General features: G+C 65.4%; 25 protein-coding genes. 8 read left to right on the top strand and 17 right to left on the bottom strand.

Going from position 1 to position 20,805, the window contains the following annotated elements; genetic code table 11:
• Window positions 1-328: 328 nt before the first annotated feature.
• Window positions 329-817 (bottom strand): Crp/Fnr family transcriptional regulator, encoded by a 489-nt coding sequence (locus ACNJX8_RS03705; RefSeq protein ID WP_439361802.1) that lies wholly within the window; start codon window positions 815-817, stop codon window positions 329-331.
• Window positions 818-1,012: 195 nt separating this feature from the next.
• Between ACNJX8_RS03705 and ACNJX8_RS03700 the strand changes: the two genes are divergently transcribed.
• Window positions 1,013-2,020, top strand: coding sequence for an LLM class flavin-dependent oxidoreductase (locus ACNJX8_RS03700; protein ID WP_439359663.1), 1,008 nt, complete (start codon window positions 1,013-1,015; stop codon window positions 2,018-2,020).
• 123 nt (window positions 2,021-2,143) lie between these two features.
• Complete coding sequence (locus tag ACNJX8_RS03695) at window positions 2,144-2,872, top strand: helix-turn-helix transcriptional regulator (RefSeq protein ID WP_439359662.1); 729 nt, start codon at window positions 2,144-2,146, stop codon at window positions 2,870-2,872.
• Window positions 2,873-2,945: 73 nt separating this feature from the next.
• Here the strand turns inward: ACNJX8_RS03695 and ACNJX8_RS03690 are convergent, their stop codons facing one another.
• From ACNJX8_RS03690 to ACNJX8_RS03665, 6 genes are read right to left on the bottom strand one after another with little or no spacing between them, the layout of a single operon-like run.
• Entirely contained in the window at window positions 2,946-3,821 is an 876-nt protein-coding gene (locus tag ACNJX8_RS03690; protein WP_439359661.1) for an amidohydrolase family protein, read from the bottom strand.
• Window positions 3,822-3,834: 13 nt separating this feature from the next.
• Window positions 3,835-4,227, bottom strand: a complete 393-nt coding sequence (locus tag ACNJX8_RS03685) for a RidA family protein (protein WP_128947218.1) — start codon at window positions 4,225-4,227, stop codon at window positions 3,835-3,837.
• A gap of 25 nt (window positions 4,228-4,252) precedes the next feature.
• Complete coding sequence (gene hpaH, locus ACNJX8_RS03680) at window positions 4,253-5,056, bottom strand: 2-oxo-hept-4-ene-1,7-dioate hydratase (RefSeq protein ID WP_439359660.1); 804 nt, start codon at window positions 5,054-5,056, stop codon at window positions 4,253-4,255.
• A 3-nt stretch (window positions 5,057-5,059) separates the two neighbouring features.
• Window positions 5,060-5,920 carry a fumarylacetoacetate hydrolase family protein gene (locus tag ACNJX8_RS03675; protein ID WP_439359659.1) on the bottom strand — a complete coding sequence of 287 codons (861 nt, stop codon included), beginning with the start codon at window positions 5,918-5,920 and terminating at the stop codon, window positions 5,060-5,062.
• A gap of 45 nt (window positions 5,921-5,965) precedes the next feature.
• Window positions 5,966-6,583 (bottom strand): flavin reductase family protein, encoded by a 618-nt coding sequence (locus ACNJX8_RS03670; protein WP_128931105.1) that lies wholly within the window; start codon window positions 6,581-6,583, stop codon window positions 5,966-5,968.
• 3 nt (window positions 6,584-6,586) lie between these two features.
• Window positions 6,587-7,552 (bottom strand): Bug family tripartite tricarboxylate transporter substrate binding protein, encoded by a 966-nt coding sequence (locus tag ACNJX8_RS03665; RefSeq protein WP_439359658.1) that lies wholly within the window; start codon window positions 7,550-7,552, stop codon window positions 6,587-6,589.
• Between the two features lie 140 nt (window positions 7,553-7,692).
• Here ACNJX8_RS03665 and ACNJX8_RS03660 point away from each other — a divergent pair, with 140 nt between their 5' ends.
• The 4 genes from ACNJX8_RS03660 (at window position 7,693) to ACNJX8_RS03645 (ending at window position 11,423) form a co-directional block, all read left to right on the top strand.
• On the top strand, window positions 7,693-8,484 hold the full coding sequence (locus tag ACNJX8_RS03660; RefSeq protein ID WP_439359657.1) for an IclR family transcriptional regulator: 792 nt from the start codon (window positions 7,693-7,695) through the stop codon (window positions 8,482-8,484).
• A gap of 294 nt (window positions 8,485-8,778) precedes the next feature.
• Window positions 8,779-10,074, top strand: coding sequence for an O-acetylhomoserine aminocarboxypropyltransferase (locus ACNJX8_RS03655; protein WP_439359656.1), 1,296 nt, complete (start codon window positions 8,779-8,781; stop codon window positions 10,072-10,074).
• 4 nt (window positions 10,075-10,078) lie between these two features.
• Window positions 10,079-10,861, top strand: coding sequence for an alpha/beta fold hydrolase (locus ACNJX8_RS03650; protein WP_128931102.1), 783 nt, complete (start codon window positions 10,079-10,081; stop codon window positions 10,859-10,861).
• 61 nt (window positions 10,862-10,922) lie between these two features.
• The gene (locus tag ACNJX8_RS03645; protein ID WP_128931101.1) at window positions 10,923-11,423 is read left to right on the top strand and encodes a DUF6496 domain-containing protein; all 501 of its coding nucleotides are present in this window, start codon (window positions 10,923-10,925) and stop codon (window positions 11,421-11,423) included.
• Here ACNJX8_RS03645 and ACNJX8_RS03640 read toward each other — a convergent pair whose 3' ends face one another.
• Window positions 11,424-11,627, bottom strand: a complete 204-nt coding sequence (locus tag ACNJX8_RS03640; protein ID WP_439359655.1) for a hypothetical protein — start codon at window positions 11,625-11,627, stop codon at window positions 11,424-11,426.
• A 387-nt stretch (window positions 11,628-12,014) separates the two neighbouring features.
• Here ACNJX8_RS03640 and ACNJX8_RS03635 point away from each other — a divergent pair, with 387 nt between their 5' ends.
• On the top strand, window positions 12,015-12,746 hold the full coding sequence (locus ACNJX8_RS03635) for an SDR family NAD(P)-dependent oxidoreductase (protein WP_439359654.1): 732 nt from the start codon (window positions 12,015-12,017) through the stop codon (window positions 12,744-12,746).
• A gap of 171 nt (window positions 12,747-12,917) precedes the next feature.
• On the opposite strand, the gene ACNJX8_RS03630 is transcribed toward ACNJX8_RS03635, so the two are convergent.
• From ACNJX8_RS03630 to phnG, 9 genes are read right to left on the bottom strand one after another with little or no spacing between them, the layout of a single operon-like run.
• Window positions 12,918-13,529: a pyridoxamine 5'-phosphate oxidase family protein gene (locus tag ACNJX8_RS03630; protein ID WP_128931098.1), complete on the bottom strand. Its 612-nt coding sequence runs from the start codon at window positions 13,527-13,529 to the stop codon at window positions 12,918-12,920.
• A gap of 22 nt (window positions 13,530-13,551) precedes the next feature.
• Window positions 13,552-14,148, bottom strand: coding sequence for a phosphonate metabolism protein/1,5-bisphosphokinase (PRPP-forming) PhnN (gene phnN / locus ACNJX8_RS03625; RefSeq protein WP_249759259.1), 597 nt, complete (start codon window positions 14,146-14,148; stop codon window positions 13,552-13,554).
• Window positions 14,145-15,302, bottom strand: a complete 1,158-nt coding sequence (locus tag ACNJX8_RS03620) for an alpha-D-ribose 1-methylphosphonate 5-triphosphate diphosphatase (protein WP_439359653.1) — start codon at window positions 15,300-15,302, stop codon at window positions 14,145-14,147. Before ACNJX8_RS03620 ends, phnN begins: the two co-directional genes overlap by 4 nt.
• Window positions 15,303-15,307: 5 nt before the next feature.
• Window positions 15,308-16,006, bottom strand: coding sequence for a phosphonate C-P lyase system protein PhnL (gene phnL / locus ACNJX8_RS03615; protein ID WP_249759257.1), 699 nt, complete (start codon window positions 16,004-16,006; stop codon window positions 15,308-15,310).
• A gap of 8 nt (window positions 16,007-16,014) precedes the next feature.
• Window positions 16,015-16,812: a phosphonate C-P lyase system protein PhnK gene (gene phnK, locus ACNJX8_RS03610; RefSeq protein ID WP_439361801.1), complete on the bottom strand. Its 798-nt coding sequence runs from the start codon at window positions 16,810-16,812 to the stop codon at window positions 16,015-16,017.
• Window positions 16,813-16,819: 7 nt separating this feature from the next.
• Window positions 16,820-17,710, bottom strand: a complete 891-nt coding sequence (locus ACNJX8_RS03605; RefSeq protein WP_439359652.1) for an alpha-D-ribose 1-methylphosphonate 5-phosphate C-P-lyase PhnJ — start codon at window positions 17,708-17,710, stop codon at window positions 16,820-16,822.
• A complete protein-coding gene (locus tag ACNJX8_RS03600) occupies window positions 17,707-18,807 on the bottom strand; it encodes a carbon-phosphorus lyase complex subunit PhnI (RefSeq protein WP_439359651.1) in 1,101 nt (366 codons plus the stop codon). Before ACNJX8_RS03600 ends, ACNJX8_RS03605 begins: the two co-directional genes overlap by 4 nt.
• A gap of 3 nt (window positions 18,808-18,810) precedes the next feature.
• Window positions 18,811-19,419, bottom strand: a complete 609-nt coding sequence (gene phnH / locus ACNJX8_RS03595) for a phosphonate C-P lyase system protein PhnH (RefSeq protein WP_439359650.1) — start codon at window positions 19,417-19,419, stop codon at window positions 18,811-18,813.
• A gap of 4 nt (window positions 19,420-19,423) precedes the next feature.
• On the bottom strand, window positions 19,424-19,837 hold the full coding sequence (gene phnG / locus ACNJX8_RS03590) for a phosphonate C-P lyase system protein PhnG (RefSeq protein ID WP_439361800.1): 414 nt from the start codon (window positions 19,835-19,837) through the stop codon (window positions 19,424-19,426).
• 157 nt (window positions 19,838-19,994) lie between these two features.
• On the opposite strand from phnG, the gene phnF reads away from it, so the two are divergent.
• Window positions 19,995-20,723, top strand: a complete 729-nt coding sequence (phnF, locus tag ACNJX8_RS03585; RefSeq protein WP_128931091.1) for a phosphonate metabolism transcriptional regulator PhnF — start codon at window positions 19,995-19,997, stop codon at window positions 20,721-20,723.
• Window positions 20,724-20,805 lie beyond the last annotated feature (82 nt).

Here is a 20,805-nt window from a genome sequence, read left to right as displayed (position 1 = left end):
CAATCGCACTGTCCGTTTGCCTCCCGAATTCGTGGTGATAGTGTCACAATCCGCGGTCTGTCCGGGAGGACACAATGGGATGGTTTGACCGGCTGTTTGGAAGGACGTTGGCGCCTGCGACCCCACTCCTTGCGAGATTTAGGCGGAAATCACGGGCAGCGACTGATCCTGATCTTCTGAAGATTGCCAAAGACCGAAAAGGGCATGTCTCGCGGAGAGCCGTGAGAGATGAATATAATCGGCAGCTTCTGGAGAAGTACGCGCACGATAAGTCGTGACGTCTAAAGCGCGATGAGATGAGTGCGTAGCCCGCATCGCAGATAGAGTTTCATCTCGCAGGGGTTTGCTCTTCGCCCACCTGCTGTGCGGCGAAGCGATCGTCGGCACGGCGTAGCCGTCGGCAGAGCTCGCGATTGATGTTCTGCAGGACGATCACATAGGCGTGGATGTCGGCCTTGTAGCAAGCGTAGAGCTTTTGGGCGGTCAGCTCGTACAGCACGGTCGGACTCTCCGCGACCACAGTGGCGGAGCGATTTTGCATTTCGATCAGCGTCATCTCGCCGAAGAAGTCGCCACGCTCCAGACCGGAAATCGGGATGACGCTCCCCTTATTCGTCCGTTTGCTCACCGAGAGCCGACCGGATTCGACGATGAACATCGAGCGTCCCGGCTCACCCTCCGCCACGACGGTTGCTCCGGCATCGAAGCGGCGCTCGACCAGCATCGAAATCAGGAGATCGAGACCTGGGTCCGGAAGACCGCCGAAGAACGGCGTCGCGAGCAGGAACGCCTTCAGATCGGGAGCGCTGACAGCCATCACGCGAGGATACGCTCCATCGCCATCTGCAGCAAGCAGAGCTCGTAGGATGAGCAGACGCGAAACCCATCAGCAGTTCGATGGCGAAACATGATGGGTGGTTTCGCAACTGCTCTACCCATCCTACGCGCTGCCACTACATGTGTTGCTTGCAGACGCGCATGATCGCGCAGCCCTCCTCACCGGTACCCTCACATGATCCCCTTCTCCATCCTCGACCTCGCGCCCATCCGCCAAGGGGGCGACGCCGCGCAGGCGTTTCGCAATTCGCTCGATCTCGCCCAGCATGCGGAGGCCTGGGGTTACAAGCGATTCTGGCTGGCCGAGCATCACAACATGACGGGGATCGCGAGCGCGGCGACGTCGGTGGTGATCGCCCATGTCGCGGGCGGGACCAGGACGATCCGGGTCGGCTCCGGCGGGATCATGCTGCCGAACCATTCGCCGCTGGTCATCGCCGAGCAGTTCGGCACGCTGGAGTCGCTTTATCCCGGGCGGATCGATCTCGGGCTCGGCCGCGCGCCGGGCACCGACCAGTTCACGGCGCGGGCGCTGCGGCGCGATCTTGCCACGGCTGCCGAGAACTTTCCGCATGACGTGCTGGAATTGCAGGCGCTGCTCGGCGATGTGCAGCCGAACCAGGCGATCCGCGCCGTGCCCGGCATCGGGACCAAGGTGCCGCTGTGGATCCTGGGATCGAGCACCTTTGGCGCGCAGCTGGCGGCGATGCTCGGGCTACCGTTCGCGTTCGCGTCGCATTTCGCGCCGCAGATGATGCTGCCGGCGCTGCGCGAATATCGCGCGCGCTTCGAGCCATCAGTGCAGCTCGACAAGCCCTATGCGATGATCTGCGTCAATGTGTTCGCCGCCGACAGCGATGCGGAGGCGCAGCGGATGTTCTCATCGCTGCAGCAGCAGTTCATCAATCTGCGCCGCGGCACGCCGGGGCCGCTCCCGCCACCGGTCGATGACATGGACGCGCTGTGGTCGCCGGCGGAGAAGGCCGGCGTCGGCCAGGCGCTGTCTTGCTCCGCGGTCGGCTCGCCTGCCGTGGTCGAAGAGAAGCTGAAGGCGCTGATCGCCGAGACCGGTGCGGACGAGCTGATGACCACCGGGCAGATCTACGACCACGCCGCACGGCTGCGCTCGTTCGAGATCGCGGCGGAGGTGCGGGATCGGCTGGCGGCCTCGCTCAATCGCTGAACCGGCGCGCCATCCTGGCTGACAAACAGGCGTGAGATTGCAGGCCCCGCAATGCTGTCCTAAACTCGGACTTGGAAGGGTAGCGTAGCGCCGATCCCTCAAGGCCTGATCGTAGGATCGACGATGGATATGATCCGCAGCCGCGCATTCGAGTTCATCGAGACGGTGAAAGAGCTTTCCGACTCGGCGAGTGTCCTGGACGCCACGGGACGCATGCTCGGCCAGTACGGCCCCGACCAGTTCTGTTGCGCCTATGTCGCCCCGCTCTCGACCGAAGCCCCGCGCGAGGCCATTCTCGCCCATCGGCTGCCGCCTGGCTTTCTGGATATGTATTCCGCCGAGCAGTTCGTCTGGGACGATCCGGCGCTGCGCCACTGCAAGACGACGCTGCGCCCGTTCCGATGGTTCAGGGAAGCGCCATTCGATCCGGCCCGCGAGCCGCGCGCGGTCGAACTGGTCCACCGCGCCCGCGACTTCGGGCTGCTCGACGGCGTCATGGTCCCGATCGCTTCACCTTCGAATCGCATCGGTCATGTGTTCTTCGGCGGCCGCGAAATCGATCTGCCGGAGCGTGATTTGCCGGCCCTGCATCTCATGGCGCTCTATGCCTTCGACTGCGCGCTGGCGCTGCGCGGCCGGCCCGAGCCACGGACACTCGCGCTGTCCCTGCGCGAGTGCGAGGTGCTGACACTGGCCGCGATCGGACGATCCACCGACGAGATCGCCGACGCGCTGATGATCACGCCGCGCACCGTGAAGGCCCACGTCAAGAGCTGCTGCAAGAAGCTCGGCGCGACCACCCGCACGCAGGCGGTGATGATCGCCATGCGCGACCGGATCATCTCGCCCTGATGCGTCGCGCTACGAGTTGTTGTTTGCGCATGATCTTTTCGGAAAACCGCTTCGCACTTTTCCGGATCATGCGCTAATCCGGAAAGCCGAACAGCTTCGCCGGATTGTGGACGAGGATTTTTTCCAGCTCCGCCTGGTCGGGCGCGTAACGGTACATCAGCTCGAGCAGATCGGCATCATTCGGCGGCTGCTTCACCGAGACCGGGTGCGGCCAGTCGCTGGCCCAGACACAGCGGTCGACCGCTGCCTCGATATAGGCGCGCGCGATCGGGATCACGTCGTCGTAGGGGGCCCCAGTCTTCGAGGTCTTCTCGCCAAGCGATAGCATGACCCAGAAATTGCCCTTGCCGAGCAGCTCCAGCATCTTGCGCAGATTCGGATCGTCCTTGCCGGCTGCGGGATCGGGGCGCGCCATGTGGTCGATCAGCACGGGCACGTCGAGATTCTCGTACTTGGCGACGCTGGACATGATGCCGTCCTTCTCGGGCTGGATCTTGACGTACCAGCCGAGCTCGCGGATGCGGGCGATGGCGCGGGCGAAATCGGCATCCGACAGCACGGCGCCGAGCTCCTGGCGGAAGCTGAAGCGCGCGCCGCGCACGCCGGCGTCGTGCAGCTTGGCCAGATAAGCATCGCTCGCCTCCGCGAACACCAGCGCGTTGGCGCAGCCGCGATAGTTCGGGCCCATCGCCGCGAGGCCGTCGAGCACGACGGCATGGTCCGCGCCGTAAGTCGTGGTCTGCACGATGATGCCGCGATCGATGCCGAGCGCCTTGTGCATGCGCAGCGCCGCCTCCCAGGTCGCGGTCGGCATCCGATAGGCCGCGCCGGGACGCTCCGGATATTTGTCGATCGGCCCGAGCACGTGAAACTGACTGTCCACGGTCTTCGGTGGCGGCGCCTTCACCGGGCGGCGCGGATTGGGATCGAACGGCAGATAGGTCGGCATGCGCAAGACTCCTTCAGTCGATCACGGCGGTGAAGTCGCACTGCACCAGCGCGCCGCCGTCCATGTTGTCCATCGGCAGCGCGTGGCGCGCCGGGCGCGAATGCTCGTCCGGAAACATTTTCAGCCACTCGACATTGACAGGACCGCGCTGCGTGCGGTCCTTCAGCCATACCGTCATCTTGATGATGTCGTCCGTGGTGCCGCCGGCGGCCTCCACCGTCGCCTTCATGTGCGCGAACATATTGGCGCATTGCGCATCGAGGCTCTCGGGCATGACGCCAGCCGCATCGCGGCCGAGGATGACACCCGACATCACGAGATTGCCGATGCGGCAGGCATTCGGAATCGGGTTGGCATGCTTGAAGCCGCCGATGTGGATGCTCTTGCGCCGCGTGTGATCACTCATGATGCGCTCCCTGCTTGTTGTTGGTTCAGACGAACTGGCACGACACCGAGCCGAAGGTGCCGTAATCGGCATGGAAGGTGTCGCCGCGGCGGATGTCGACGGGACGCGTGAACGATCCCGCCAGCACCACCTCGCCGGCGGCGAGATGTTCGTCATGCGGCGCGAGGCGGTTGGCGAGCCAGGCGATGCCGTTTGCGGGATGATTGAGCACGCCGGCGGCGAGCCCGGTTTCCTCGACCTCGCCGTTGCGGAACAGGAGCGCGCCGATCCAGCGCAGATCCGCATCGAGAGGGCGGAACGGCCGGCCGCCGAGCACCAGCGCCGCGTTGGCCGCATTGTCCGAGATCGTATCCATCACCTTGCGGGTCTTGCCGGTCTCGGGATCGACGCGGTGCATGCGCGTCTCCAGGATCTCGAGCGCTGGCGTCACATAGTCGGTGGCGTTGAGCACGTCGAAGATGGTGCAATCGGGCCCGCGCAGCGGGGCCTTCAACACGAAGGCGAGCTCGACCTCGATGCGCGGCGCGTGGAAGCGGTCGAACGGAATCGGCGTGGCGTCGGCATAGAACATGTCGGCGAACAGCACTCCGTAATCGGGCTCATTGATGCCGACCGCGTTCTGCATCGCCTTCGAGGTCAGGCCGATCTTGTGACCCTTGATGACGCGGCCGCGGCCGAGCTGGAGCTTGGTCCAGGCGCGCTGGACCGCGTAGGCATTCTCGATGCTGAAGTCCGGATATTCTTTCGTGAACATCGGGATCAGCGCCTTGGTGCGCTCGGCTTCATCGAGCCGCGCGGCGAGGCGTTCGATCGTCGCAGCATCCAGCATGATCTATTGCTCCGCGACGACGGTGTTGCGCAGCACGCCGATGCGGCTCGACTCGACCTCGACGACGTCGCCCACCTTGAGCCAGCGCGGCGGATCGAAGCGGGCGCCCGCCCCGGTCGGCGTGCCGGTCACGATCATGTCGCCAGGCTTCAATGTGGCAAAGGTCGAGAGATAGGAGATCAGGAAATCAAACGGGAACATCAGCCGCTCGGTCGTGTCCTGCTGCCGCACCTCGCCGTTGACGCGCGTGATGATGTCGTGTGGCCCGCGCGGGTCGAGCTCGTCGGCGGTGACGATCCACGGGCCGATGCTGCCGGAGCGGTCGAAATTCTTGCCTTGCGTGACGTTGAACTTGCCGTGGCGCAGCCAGTCGCGGATCGTGCCCTCGTTGCACAGGGTCATGCCGAAGATGTGGCCCCAGGCCTTCTCGCGCGGGATGTGACGGCCGCCCTGCCCGATCACGATGACCAGCTCGCCTTCATAGTCGAGCTGGTCCGAAATCTTGGGCTTCTCGATCGGCTGGCCGGAGCCTGATATCGAGGACATGCTGCGCACGAACAGGCTGGGATATTTGGGCAGGTCCGAATTGTCCTTGTATTCGGCGTTGCGCTCGGCGTAGTTGACGCCGATGCACCAGAGCTTTTCCGGCGCCAGCACCGGCGGAAGCAGGACCAGTTTTCCCAGCGCGTAGTCTGGCTTTTGCCCGGCGACCGCCTCCTGCGCATCGGCAAGCGCGTTGGCAGCGATCAGCGCCTTCACGTCGGAGAAATCACGGCCGATCCGCTTGGTCAGATCGACGACGCCGCCTTCGACGGCCGCACCGTAGCGCGGCTCTCCGTCCACGAGATAGCTTACGAGTCGCATCGTCGTTCTCCAATGATGTCGCGGGCGCGGCCGAGGGCAGCGCGCTCAGTCGGTCGATTTGGGAGTCTGGAAGACGGTGTTCAGCGTCACGATCTCGCCGAGGCGGGCGTAGCGCGGCCCGCCGATGCGCGCGATCGGATCGAGCGCCTTTGTCTCGACCTTGCCGTCCTTCACGAGGCCGTCGCGAATGTGGAACATGACGACCTCGCCGACGATGAGCCGGCTGCGGGCCTCGCCGAATTCCAGGCACTGTCGAAAGCGGCATTCCATCGCAACCGGCGCGGCGGCGAGCCGACGCACCTTGATGAGCTCGCAGGGCAGCGTTTCGAGCCCGAGATGCTCGACCTCGCTGATTTCAGGTGGATGCTCGATCGAGCTGTCGTGCACCGCGGACATCAGCGGGGTATCGGCGATGTGGATCACATATTCCTCGGTATCGAGGATGTTGTGCGCGGTGTCCTTGTAATCGGCACCCTTGCGGCCGACGCTGATGGCGAGCATCGGCGGCTTCTGCGAGACGAAGGTGAAGGCGCTGAACGGCGCGAGGTTGAGCACACCGGAGCGCGACAGGCTCGTCACCCAGGCGATCGGGCGCGGCACCACGATGCCGGTCATCAGGCGGTAGATGCGCTCGGCGCCGAGCTCGGTGGGATCGATTCGCATTGATCAATCCGCCCTGATGTTGGCCTTGCGCACCACCGGAATCCACTTGGCGTCCTCGCGCGCGAGATAGGCCTTGAACTCGTCAGGCGTCATCGTCGTCGCCTCCCCACCGAGCTTCTCGAACTTGTCGACCACGGCCGGATCCTTGAGGATCGCGACCAGCGTCTCGTGCAGCTTGTCGACGATGGGCGCCGGCGTGCCCGCAGGGGCGAACAGGCCGGTGAAGGTCTGGCCGTCAAAGTCCTTGTAGCCGAGCTCGGCAAAGGTCGGGACGTCAGGCAGCGACTTCAGGCGGTGCGGGCTGGTGACGGCGAGCGCGCGGAACAGGCCGGCCTTGATGTGCTGGAGGCTGACCGTGAGCTGGTCGAATGCAAACTGCACCTGGCCGCCGAGCAGATCGTTGATCGCAGGCGCATTGCCGCGATAGTGCGCGGTGACCCATTGCAGCTCGAGATTGGATTGCATCAGCTCGCTGAGCAGGTGATTGGTGGTGCCGGGACCGGGCGAGGCCATGGTCAGCTTGCCGGGCTCGCGCTTGGCGAGATCGATGAATTCCTTGAACGTCGTGGCCTGCACGGACGGATGCACCTCGAGCACCAGCGGCGTCATCGAAATGGTCGAGATCGGCAGGAAGTCCTTTTTCCAATTATAGGCCTCGCGCTTGTTGATCTCGGTCGCGAACAGCACCGGGCCATTGGCGCCGACGAACAGCGTGTAGCCGTCGGGCGCGGATTTCGCGAAGGCTTCGCCCGCGATCATGCCGCCGGCGCCGGCCTTGTTCTCGATGATGAAGGGCTGGCCGAGCTTTTCCTGGAGCTTGTCGGCGATGATGCGCGCCGCGCTGTCGACATTGCCGCCGGCCGGATAGGGCACGATCAGCTTGACGTTGCGCGCCGGCCATTCCTGGCTTGATGCGGGGCCTGCCAGCATCGCGACTGCAGCAGCGATGGCAATCCAGATTAATCTCATGTTAACCTCCCGGCGGCGCTTCAACTCACTTCGGATGCCGCGACGTTGCGCATGGCAATTCGAAAAGCATCTCAATCGGAGCGAAATCTCCAGATGCGCGCTTGTCCTGTCGAGTGAATTGTGGCGTTCTTGTCCATATTATGGACAGAACCAGATTCGCCCGCAACGTCGGGGAACCGCGACAGGGCGCGCAGGCAATCCGGCGCGCCCTCGCAGTGCTGCGCATTCTGGCCGCAGGCCGCGAAGACGGTGTGCCATTGGCCGAGGTGATCCGTGCAACCGGGCTCACCCGCCCGACCGTGCATCGCATCGTCCACGTGCTGATCGAGGAAGGCATCGTCGAGCGACACGAGCGGACCGGCCGCTATGCGATCGGCAACCAGGTGCCGGAGCTGGCGCTCGCGCGGCCGCGGCCGTCACGGCTGCTGGTCGCCGCCAATGCATCGCTGCGGCGCGCCTCCGCTGAAATCGGCGACACACTGTTCCTGACGGTGCGGACCGGCAACGACACGCTGTGCGTCGATCGCAGGATCGGCGTCTATCCGATTCAGGTGCTGTCGATCGAGGTCGGCGCGCGCCGGCCGCTCGGCGTCTCTAGCGCCGGCGTCGCCATCCTCGCCGCGATGCCGGCGCAGGACGCGCGGAAAATCGTCGCGGCCAACGAGAAGAGGTTCGAGGCCTACCAGACCGACGTCGCAACCGTGATGGGCGAGATCACCACGGCGCGGCGGCGCGGCTACTACATGCGGGAGATTGGCCTCGTGCAGGGCACGAAATCGATCTCGACCTGGATCAAGAGCCCGGACGGACAGCCGGCTGCTGCGATGACGGTCTCCGCCGTGCGGACGAGGCTCGGTCCCCGCCGCGAGCAGGAGGTCGCGGAGATTTTGCTGCGCGAGACTGGGATCATCGAGCAGGCCATTCGCGGCTAAGGCGCCGGCGGCGCGACTTCGCCTCTCCCCGCCTGCGGGGAGAGGCCGACGCGCGAAGCGCGGCGGGTGAGGGCGAGTCTCCGCGAATTCAACTGCCACCGTGAATGCGGAAGCAGCCCCTCACCCCAACCCTCTCCCCGTAAGAACGGGGCGAGGGAGCGCAATGCCGTCGCGCCGCGGCTCGCATCACGTGTCGTCGCTGCATGCAGGCAACCATCACTGTCAATGGGCTGACGCCGCGCTTCGTTTTGTGGCACAAGAGCCGCCTCCGCCGATCGACCAACGAGGCCACGCATGCCCGCGCCGAAACCGCCTGCCTTCGAGACCCTGAGCCTGCATGCGGGCCAGCATCCGGATCCCGTAACCGGCGCCCGCGCCGTGCCGATCTACCAGACCACGTCCTACGTGTTCCAGGATTCCGACCATGCCGCCGCGCTGTTCAACCTGGAGCGCGCCGGCCACATCTACACCCGCATCTCCAATCCGACCACCGGCGTGCTGGAGGAGCGGCTGGCGGCGCTCGAAGGCGGCGTCGGCGCGATCTGCACCGCCAGCGGCATGGCCGCGCTGCATCTGGCCATCGCGACGCTTTTGAACGCCGGCGACCACATCGTGGCGTCGAGCTCGCTCTATGGCGGCACCATCAACCTGCTGGCACACACGCTGCCACGCTTCGGCATCACCACCACCTTCGTCAAGCCGCGCGATCTCGACGCGTTCCGCGCTGCGATCAAGCCGAACACGAGGCTGGTGATCGGCGAGACCATCGGCAATCCCGGGCTGGAAGTGCTCGACATCCCTGAGGTCGCGGCGATCGCACATGATGCGAAAATTCCGCTGCTGATCGACAACACCTTCGCGACGCCCTATCTCAGCCGCCCCATCGAACTCGGGGCCGACATCGTCATGCATTCGGCGACCAAGTGGATCGGCGGCCACGGCATCGCGATCGGCGGCGCCATCGTCGACGGCGGCCGCTTCGACTGGCGAGGCTCGGGCAAGTTCGGCGTGCTGACCGAGCCCTATGGCGGCTATCATGGCATCGTCTTCGACGAGCAGTTCGGCACCGCCGCCTTCATCATGCGCGCGCGCACCGAGGGCCTGCGCGATTTCGGCGCCTGCCTGTCTCCGACCAACGCGTTCCAGCTATTGCAGGGCGTGGAGACGCTCGGCGTGCGCATGGACCGGCATATGCAGAACACGCACCTCGTGCTGGACGCGCTGAAGGCCAGCAAGGCGGTCGACTGGGTGCTGCATCCCTCGCTGGAGGACCACCCGGACTATCAGCTTGCAAAGACGCTGCTGCCGCGCGGCGCCGGCTCCATCGTCTCCTTCGGCATCAAGGGCGGGCGGCCCGCCGGGCGCAAGTTCATCGAATCCCTGCGCATGATCAGCCATCTCGCCAATGTCGGCGACGCCAAGACCTTGGTGATCCACCCCGCCTCGACCACGCATCAGCAGATGGACGCCGAACAGCTCAAGGCCGCCGGCATCGGCGAGGAGCTGGTGCGGCTCTCGGTCGGCATCGAGACGGCAAGCGACATCATCGACGATCTCAATCAAGCGCTGCGCATCTCGCAAAAGGTCTGACGCCATGAAGCTCTCCGTCAACGGCACTGATGTGTTTGTCGCAACCGGCGGCCGCGACTTCGACAAGTCGCTGCCAGCGGTCGTCTTCATCCACGGCGCCGGCTTCGACCATTCGACCTGGGCGCTGCACACGCGCTGGTTCGCCCATCACGGCTTTTCGGTGCTGGCGCCTGACCTGCCCGGCCACGGCCGCTCGGCCGGGCCGTCGCTGTCGACCATCGCCGAGATGGCCGACTGGACGGCGGCGCTGCTGGATGCGGCAGAAGCCGCGAAGGCGCACCTGATCGGCCATTCCATGGGTTCGCTGATCTCGCTGGAGGCGGCGGCGCGGCATCCGGACAAGGTCTCCGCGCTGAGCCTGATCGGCACCGCCGCGACCATGACGGTCGGCCCGGATCTGCTCAGGGCCGCCGAAGCCAACGACCAGGATGCCGTCGACATGGTCTCGATCTGGGGCCTCGGCTTCAAGGCCGAGCTCGGCGGCAGCCTGGCGCCGGGCCTTTGGATGCATGGCGGCGCACAGGCCGTGTTGAAGCATTGCGAGCCGGGCGTGCTGTTCAGGGATCTGTCGGCCTGCAATGCCTATGCGAATGCTCTTCAAGCCGCCGCGAGCGTGAAGGTGCCGACCACGCTCATTCTCGGCGAGCGGGACATGATGACTCCGGCGAAAGCCGGCAAGGCGCTGGCGGCGGCGATCCCGCAGGCGAAGACCGTCATCGTGCCGGGCGCAGGACACATGATCATGGCCGAGCGTCCGGATGAATTGCTGGCGGCGCTGAGGAACTGAAAAAGGATCAATCGGCGGCCTTGCGCGTTGCATCCCTGTGATTTCAAAGGGAACTCGACCCATGCCAAGACAGGAAATCATCCGCAAAGCCAAGCAGGACAAGCGCGCCGGCAAATCGGCAAGCACGCAGGCCGGCGAATTCGTCAAGGACGAAATCGACAAGATCAGGAAAGGCAAGCATGGCGCGCGGTCGACAAAGCAAGCCATCGCCATCGGCCTGTCCGAGGCGCGCCGCGCCGGCGTCGATCTGCCGCCGCCGCGCAAGGGGCGTACCAAGAAGTCGACGCGCCGCAGCGCCAAATATGCCTATGAGGCCGGTCAGGGCAAACGCACCCCGAAGCGCCGACCGCGCGTATCGCGCGCCGTCGAGAACGTCCTGAAGAAGGAGCCGCGCTCCACAGCGTCGCGCAGCGCGCTGTCGAAGCAGGCCAAGCGCGCCGCGAGCGGGCGAACCGCGGCGTCGCGTTCGGCCGCCGCGCGGAAAGCGAGCCGCACCAAGGGCGCCAAGGCCCGCTCCGCTGCCGCCAAGAAGGCGGCACGCACCAGGACGCGCCGGCGCTGATCAGCTCAGACGCCGGCTCCGCTCGGAGAGCACCGCGTGGGCGGCGCGCTCGGCCTCGCGCGCCGAACGAAACTGACGGCCTTCGAGACTGTCGAACAGGCGCTCCGAGGAGAAGAAGCGGAAGCCACGCGCGTGTCTGGTGATGATCCCGGCGGCGCGGTCTTGGATCTCGATGATGTAGGCGTTCGACTGGGTTTGGGACATGACTGCTCGTTCGCCGAGTTTTCGGCGTTCCTGTCTTGAGATTTGCGGGATGCTGCTAGGAGTCGGTCAGCAACAACAACAGGCGCCGGTGGCCGCCGAGAAACAGCGACGCGTCATGCAAGCGTGCATGTCGCCTGGATTTCGCTGGTGATCGGTTCTCATATCGCAGCTTCGGCTCAAGGAGCAGTTTCGATGCTGCGAATATCGAGCGATTGCCGCGATTGGTCAATGAAATGGCTATCCATATTTGATAGCGGCACGCCGGGGCGCTTCTCCCGCAGAAAGCGCTGGCAGGCGGATTCATCTCGCGATGAGTTCAACACCCGCGCGCGGCCGGCATGATACGCTCCCAGCAACCGCAAAGCAGACGATTTGGGAGATCCGGAGATGGCGGATGATCTGAAGGGGCGCACGGCGCTCGTCACCGGCGGCTCGCGCGGAATTGGCGCCGCCGTATGTCGCGCGTTAGCTGAAGCAGGCGCCGCGGTGGCGATCAACTGCCGCGAGCAGATCGGCCAGGCCGAGCAGCTCGCAGGTGAGATCGGCAAGCAGGGCGGCCGCGCGATCGTGATCGCCGCCGACGTCTCGCAGCGCGAGGCCGTAGCCGCAATGGTCGAGCGTGTCACTGGTGGGCTCGGGCCGATCGACATCCTCGTCAACAATGCCGGCATCGCCATCACGCGCGGCGTCGATGATCTCACCGAAGACGATTTCGACCGCACCATCCTGGTCAATCTGAAATCCGTCTTCCTGTGCACGCAGGCAGTGCTGCCGTCGATGCGCGCGAGGAAGTGGGGGCGCATCGTCAACATCTCCTCGGGCGCTGCGCGCGGTGCCGGCGCCATCGGGCCGCATTACAATGCGTCCAAGGCCGGTCTGGAAGGCCTGACGCGAGGGTATGCGGCGCGCCTCGTGAAGGACGGCATCACGGTCAATGCGGTGGCGCCGTCATTGATCGAGACCGACATGATGAGCGGCCAGCAACAGCTCGTCAGCCGCATTCCGCTCGGCCGCTTCGGCACCGCGGATGAGGTGGCGAAGGCGGTGATGCTGCTGGTCGACAACGCCTACATGACCGGGCAGACCATCGCGCTGAGCGGCGGCATGGCGTTTAATTAGGGGGCGCCCTCTTCACCTCGCCCCACTTGCGGGGAGAGGTCGGATTGCATCGAAGATGCAATCCGGGTGAGGGGGTACAGGTCTTATCGACGATCTCATACGCGGAGCGAGCCCCTCACCCCGCCCTCTCCCCACAAGAGCGGGGCGAGGGAGACGAGAGAGAACGGAGACTCACCACATCGTCGCGGCGGCGCGCGCGGGCCAGGCGCGATCGTATTCGTCGCCGCCGACCTTGTTCTCGCTCATCTCGGCCAGGATCTGGCCGGGCGTCGGCAGGGTTTTCGGATCGACGCGCTTGTCTGGATTCCAGAGATCGGAGCGGACGATGGCGCGGGCGCACTGGAAATAGATCTCGTCCACGCTCATCACCATGACGCTGCGCGGTGCCTTGCCTTCGACCTTGAACGAGGCCAGCAGCTCGGGATCAATCGAGAGATGGGCGCGGCCGTTGGCACGAACCGCATTGCCGGAGCCGGGAATCAAGAACATCAGCGACACCCGGGGATCGCGCACGATGTTGCGCAGGGAATCGACCCGGTTGTTGCCGCGCCGGTCCGGCAGCATCAGCGTCTTGGGGTCATGGATGCGGACGAAGCCGGGCAGGTCGCCGCGCGGCGAGCAGTCGATACCCTCCGGTCCAATGGTGGCGAGCGCCGCGAACGGCGCCTTTTCGATGTAGATGCGGTAGAGCGGCGTGACATGGTCGGCGACTTTGACGGTCGAGGCATCGTTGGTGACGCCATAGATGGCCTCCAGCTGTTCGACCGTTTCGATCACCGACATTCCACTCTCCTGGTTGCGCTGGTTATTCCTGCCAGCCTTCGTTCCTGATCACCCGCAGGAGCTGACGGCCATGATAGTCCGCGCTGCCGGCGTTGAGGATGGTGACATCGGCCTGCGCCTGCGCATGATCGACGCTGCGCGACAGCCGTTCCGCGATGTTGCCGTCGCTATGTCGCGCCCGCGCGGCAAGCCGTTGCGCCAGCACGTCCGGCGGCGCCGTGATCGCGACCACCACGACATTGGCATAGGTTTGGCGCAACGCGCCGATCACCGTGCGCGAGACGTTGACGACCACCGTGCGTCCGGCACGGATATCGTCGTTGATCTCGAGCGGCAGCGCGTAGGAATGTCCGTGTGCCTCCCAGTGTACGGCGAAATCGCCATGCTGCTGCGCGCGGCGGAATTCGTCAGGGCCGAGCGCGACATTGTCTTCGTGACCGGAGGATTCCCGCGTCACGACGCGGCGTGGAAAGACGATATCGTGATCCTCACTACACGCTGCCTGCGCCAAGCGCAGCAGCGTATCCTTACCGGCGCCGCTGGGACCAACCACGAGCACCAGCCGCCCGGGACCAGTCCCGCCTGCCAAGCCCTGCGCCATGGCCGCGGTTTCGCTCATGCGACACGGCTCCCTTCGCGCCAGACGCTGCGGACGACGGGAACGCTGCCGGCAACATGCACGCGGATCAGGTCGGCGCGCTTGCCGATCGCGACCTCGCCGCGATCGGTGAGTCCAACCGCATCGGCAGGCGCCTTGGTCACGGTGCGGATCGCCGACGGCAGATCGATCGCAGGCACATGCTCGGGCAGCTGCAGCGCACCCATCAGCAGGCTCGACGGGATGTAATCCGACGACAGGATATCGAGCAGGCCTTCACGCGCGAGATCGACCGCGGCGATGTTGCCGGAGTGCGAGCCGCCGCGCACGACGTTAGGCGCGCCCATCAGGATGTCGATGCCGGCCTGGTGCAGGCCGCGCGCGGCCTCCAGCGTGGTGGGAAATTCCGCCACGGCGACGCCGTCGCGCACGGCGTCCGCGACGTTCTCCTCGGTGGTGTCGTCATGGCTCGCCAGCGCAATCTTGTACTGATGCGCCAGCGCCACGATCTCGCGCATGTTGGTCGCGGCATATTGCTTCTGGTACTCGAAGCGCTTTGCGAACAGCTCGTCGAGCTCGGCGTCGGTCTTGCCGCCGCCCTTGCCGCGATAATAGTCGCGCAGCTTGACCTCGTCGCGAAACTGGCGCTGGCCAGGCGTGTGATCCATCAGCGACATCAGCTTGACGTCGGGACGGTCGATCAGCTCCTTGGCCTCCTCGACCACGCTCGGCATCGGGATTTCGCAGCGCAGATGCAGGAAGTGATCGGCACGCAACAGGCTGGCATCGCGCGCGGTCGTGATTGCTGCGGCGAGCACGCCGGCGCGGCCGTCGACTTCCTCCGCGCCTTCCTCGCGCCAGACCCGGAGCGAATCGAACACCGTGGTGATGCCTGATGTGGCGAGCTGGCCGTCATAGGAGATGACGGCGGCGACCGGATTCCAGAACACTTTTGGCCGCGGCACATAGTGGGCTTCCAGATGGTCGGTGTGAAGCTCGATCAGGCCGGGCATGATGAGGTCGCCGCCGGCATCCTCGGCGCCGGCGGGCGCCCTGCCCTCGCCGATCTCGGCGATGCGTCCGCCCGCGAGAGCAAGCCAGCCCTGTTCGATCACCTGGTCGGCCAGCACGATCCTGCCGTTGGCGATGACGGTGTCCTTGGCGTTCATATCCATTCCCTTCAGGCCGCGGCGGCGAAGCTGGTGACATCGACGATGCGGTCGGCAATCAGATGACGTATTTCGTCGTCATGGACAATGGCGACCATGGCGACACCCTGGCGCTTCTTTTCAGTGACCAGCTCGACCACGACGGCGCGGTTGGCGGCATCGAGCGAGGCGGTCGGCTCGTCCAGCAGCAGGATCGGCAAATCCGAGATGAAGCCGCGCGCGATGTTGACGCGCTGCTGCTCGCCGCCGGAAAAGGTCGCAGGCGGAAGCTGCCAGAGCCGCTCGGGGATGTTGAGGCGATGCAGCAGGCTGCCTGCGCGCTGCTGTGCATCGGATCTGGCCACGCCGTTCACGATCAGCGGCTCGGCCACGACGTCGATAGTGGCAACCCGCGGCACCGCCCGCAGGAACTGGCTGACATAGCCGATGCTGGAACGGCGAACGTTGAGCACTTGCCGCGGCTCGGCACTGGCGAGATCGATCAGCGCGCCGCGATGGCGGATGCCGATGCGGCCGGAGTCGCACCGGTAATTGCCAAAAATCATCTTCAGGATCGACGATTTGCCGGCGCCTGATGGCCCTGACAGCACAACGCACTCGCCCGGATTGACGTGGAAGGTCACGCCGCGCACGACAGGCAGCTCGATCCCGCCTTGCAGGTGCATCGTAAAGGTCTTTTGGGCATCGGCAACGTCGATCATTGCGGTCATCGAAAAGCTCATGGCGGGAGAATCGAGGAGACGAGGAGTTGGGTATAGGGCTCACGGGGATCGTCGAGCACCTGGTCGGTGAGACCGGTCTCGATAACGCGGCCGCCCTTCATCACCATCACGCGGTGCGACAACAGCCGCGCCACCGCAAGATCGTGGGTCACGATGATGACGGCGAGGTGCAGCTCGGCGACCAGGCTGCGCAGAAGGTCGAGCAGGCGGGCCTGCACGGAGACGTCGAGGCCGCCGGTCGGCTCGTCCATGAACACCAGCCGCGGCTCGGTGACGAGGTTGCGCGCGATCTGGAGGCGCTGGCGCATGCCGCCGGAATAAGTGCGCGGCGCATCGTCGATGCGGGCGACGTCGATCTCGACCCGCGTCAGCCAGTCCGACGCGGTGTCGCGGATGCGGCCGTAATGATCCCACCCGACCGCCATCAGCCGCTCGCCGACATTGGCGCCGGCCGAGACCGCCATGCGCAGGCCCTGCGCGGGATCCTGGTGCACATAGCCCCAGTCGGTGCGGAACAGGAATCGCCGCTCGGCTTCGCCCAGCGTGGTGAGATCGCGAGTGACGCCGTCGCGCATCCGGTAGGAGACCTGGCCGGCGCTCGGCGCGAGCTGGCCCGACAGCATTTGCAGCAGCGTCGACTTGCCCGAGCCGGACTCGCCGACGATCGCCAGCACTTCGCCGGGGTAGAGCGCGAAGGAAACGTCGCGGCAGGCGGCGATGCGGCCGAAGGACTTGCTGAGCGACTCCGCAACCAACAACGGCTGGTCGTTTTCGAGCGTATCGAGATCAGCCATGTCTTGGTCAACCATGTGAGCCCGCCTTCTCCTTGTACGGCGCGGCGCTCAGGCTGCCGTGATGGCCGGCGGCCTGCCGTCCCTCGCAATAATCGGTATCCGAGCAGACGAACATGCGTCCGCCCTTGTCGTCCGTGACGATCTCGTCGAGATAGGAATTTTCGGCGCCACACAGCGCGCAGGGCGCGTTGAAGCGGTAAGGCTCGAACGGGTGGTCCTCGAAATCGAGCGATACCACCTGCGTATAGGGCGGGATCGCATAGATGCGCTTCTCGCGACCGGCGCCGAACAATTGCAGCGCCGGGCAATTGTCCATCTTGGGATTGTCGAATTTCGGCGTCGGCGAGGGATCCATCACATAGCGCGCGTTCACCTTCACCGGATAGGCATAGGCGGTCGCGATATGGCCGAAGCGGGCGATGTCCTCATAGAGCTTCACATGCATCAGGCCATATTCGGCGAGCGCATGCATGCGCCGCGTCTCGGTCTCGCGCGGCTCGAGGAAGCGCAGCGGCTCCGGGATTGGTACCTGATAGACCAGCACCTGGTTTTCATTCAGCGCCGTCTCCGGGATGCGGTGACGGGTCTGGATCACGGTCGCATCAATCGTCGCCGTCGTCGTGGCGACGCCCGCGGTCTTGGCGAAGAACTTGCGGATCGAGATCGCGTTGGTGGTGTCGTCGGAACCCTGATCGATCACCTTCAGCACGTCCTCGGGACCGAGGATCGCGGCGGTGACCTGCACGCCGCCGGTGCCCCAGCCATAGGGCATCGGCATTTCGCGGCTGGCGAACGGCACCTGATAGCCGGGGATCGCGATCGCCTTGAGGATCGCACGGCGGATCATCCGCTTGGTCTGCTCGTCGAGATAGGCGAAGTTGTAGGCGGGCGCGTTCATTCCGCGGCCTCCTTCATGGGCTCAGCATTGGCCTCGGCAAATTCTTGGCGCAGCTTGCGGAGCAGGCCGAGCTCGGACTGGAAGTCGACATAGTGCGGCAGCTTGAGATGCTCGACGAAGCCGGTCGCCTGGACATTGTCCGAATGCGACAGCACGAATTCTTCATCTTGCGCCGGGGCGAGCGCCTCTTCGCCAAGTTCGCGGGCACGCAGTGCGCGGTCGACCAGCGCCATCGACATGGTCTTGCGCTCGCTCTGGCCGAAGGCGAGGCCATAGCCACGGGTGAAGCACGGCGCTTCCGTCGCCGATCCCTTGAACTGGTTGACCATCTGGCACTCCGTGAGCTCGATCGAGCCGAGCGGCACGGCGAAGCCGACGTCTTCAGCGAAGAATTCGACCTCGACCTCACCGAAGCGGATCTCGCCTGCGAAGGGATGGTTGCGGCCATAGCCGCGTTGGGTGGAATAGCCCATCGCCAGCAGAAAGCCTTCGTCGCCACGCGCCAGATTTTGCAGGCGCAGGTCGCGGTCCGCCGGAAAATTCAGCGGCTCGCGGGTGAGATCGCCGACGCCGGCGCCGTCCTCGGCCTGTGGCGAAGATTCGATCAGTCCGTCACGGCCGAGAATATCCGTCACGCGCGGCGTCGCCGCGGTCGAGGCTTCGGCTATCGCCGGTGCTTCCGGTACAAAGCCTTCGGCGAGCGAGGGATCGAGCAGGCGGTGGGTATAATCGAAGGTCGGCCCGAGGATCTGGCCGCCCGGAATGTCCTTGAAGGTCGAGGACACCCGCCGCTGCACGCGCATGGCGCCGGTGTCAACCGGCTCGCTCGCGCCGAAACGCGGCAGCGTGGCACGGAAGGCGCGGACCAGGAAGATCGCCTCGATCAGATCGCCGCGCGCCTGCTTGATCGCAAGCGCCGCGAGCTCGCGGTCGTAGAGCGAGCCTTCGCTCATGACGCGGTCGACGGCGAGGCCGAGCTGCTCCGAGATCTGGTCGAGCGTGACTTCCGGAACGCTTTGGTCGCCGCGCCGCGCATTGGCGAGCAGGCGATGAGCGTTCTCGATGGCGCGTTCGCCGCCTTTGACTGCGACATACATGCTTCAGCTTCCCTTGTTCGCGACGCGCGTGGTGCGCGGAATCGCAACCACGGCATCATCGGCGACCAGCACCACATCGAGGCCGCGCGGAAACAGCGCCTCGTTGAACCGCAGGCGTTCGAACAGGTCGAACGGCTTGACCGACGCCTGGAGCGTGGCGACGCCGTCAATGCCGGGCCCGCGCAGCTCGAAGCCGCGTCCCGAGCCCAGACTCTCGACCTGCAGGATCAGTGTGGTCGAACGATCCGGATATTCGTTGGTGCCCAGCGCGAAGCGCTCGAACGGCGGAAGCAGTGCGCCATCGCCGATCAGCGCGAAGCTCGCAATCGAGGTGTCCTGCACCACCGGCGCGCCGGTGTGGAACCTGAGCCACTTCACCACGTCGGAATTTTGCGCCATGCACGCATCGAGCCAGAGTGGCGTGTCGTGATCGAACAGCGTCAGCGCGATCGCGGCGGTGCCGCGCATCATCGTATGGGGCGTTCCGGCTGTCGGCACGATACGCTGGACCGAGCCCGGCCGCGCCATCGCGTCCATCACCGAGCGGAAGGTCGATTGCGCCGACAACACCTTATCGGCGAACCCCGGCGGCAGTTCCGCAATCGTGGTCATGACCTCACCCCTCACCGCGCACCATGGTGTAGAAATCAACCTTGGTTGCGGCAGTCTTCGCCGCCACCTGCTGGCGCCTCGTCATAAGCTGCTCGCGCAACGGCGCGATCACGTCGCGCTCGACGGCTGCGTCGAAATCGCAGGACTGCACCAGCGCGTCGCACAGCGCGATCAGCCGCGCCTTCTCACCATCGCGGCCAAGGGTGTAGCCGAAGCCGACCTCGCCGCTGGCAAGCCGGACCGCCGCGCGCGACACCGTGGCTTCGCCGAGGTTGAACGGCGCACCGTCGCCGCCGACCCGGCCGCGCAGCATGACCAGACCGTTTTCGCCTTCGCGCAGATCCTGATGGGCCGGCAGGGCTAAGTTGCGGAGGCGAGCGGCGATCTCGCCCGCCTCCGCGTGCGCCAGCACGGCCATCGCGGCCTTGCGCTGGGCTTGCTGATTGTTGTGTTGGGTCACCGGTTCACCGATCTTGCCGATTCTAAGTTGTCTATGATACTAGACAACTCCATAGTGGAGCGCCATGACTGTTTCGTGACAAAGGCGTGATTTCTGGGCTAGGCTGACCGGCGATATGAGCATGCAAGACACTGCATCGTCGGGCGTCGCGCTGTGGCGCCTCGTCGCCGACGGCATCGAGCGCGGCATCGCCGACGGCCGCTTTGCCGCCGGCGACAAATTACCGGGCGAGATGGAGATCGCCGAAACCTACCGCGTGAATCGCCACACCGTGCGGCGCGCGCTGGCCGCGCTTGCCGAGCGCGGCCTCGTGCGCGCCGAGCGCGGCAGCGGGACCTATGTCGAGGCGCAGAAGCTCGCCTATCCGCTGCGCTCGCGCACGCGCTTCTCCGAGATCGTCGGCGCCGGCGGCCGCGAGCCGCGTGGCCAACTGATCGAAGCTTCCGATGACGTCGCGACCCGGGAGCTGGCGCGCGAACTGGGTTTGAAGACCGGTGCGCCGCTGGTGCGGATCGAGGCGATCCGCCTCGCCGACCGCACGCCGATCTGCGTCTCTACCACCTGGCTGTCGGCGGAATTGTTTCCGGGCGCAGGCGCCGTGTTCGCCACGACGCGCTCGATGACGAAGTTGCTCGAGCACTACGGCATTCGCGACTACCGCCGCGGCGCGACCCGGATCACCGCCGGCATCGTCGACGCGACCGACGCCGCCCGGCTCGATCTTGCGCTGGGACGTCCGATCTTGGTGGTCGATGCGACCGACCACGCTCTTGACGGCAAGCCGCTGGTGACGAAGCATTCGCGGTTCGCGGCGGAGCGGGTGGAGTTTCTGGTGGAGTCGTAGCAGCGGAGCTCTCTCCGCGAAACCGGAGCCGTAGGGTGGGCAAAGGCGCACTTGCGCCGTGCCCACCATCTTTCCAAGATTC

Source organism: Bradyrhizobium sp. SPXBL-04, assembly GCF_051853035.1.
Classification (GTDB): Bacteria; Pseudomonadota; Alphaproteobacteria; order Rhizobiales; family Xanthobacteraceae; genus Bradyrhizobium; species Bradyrhizobium zhanjiangense.
The sequence above is the reverse complement of the archived record's forward strand: the minus strand, read 5'-3'. Positions and strand labels throughout refer to the sequence as shown.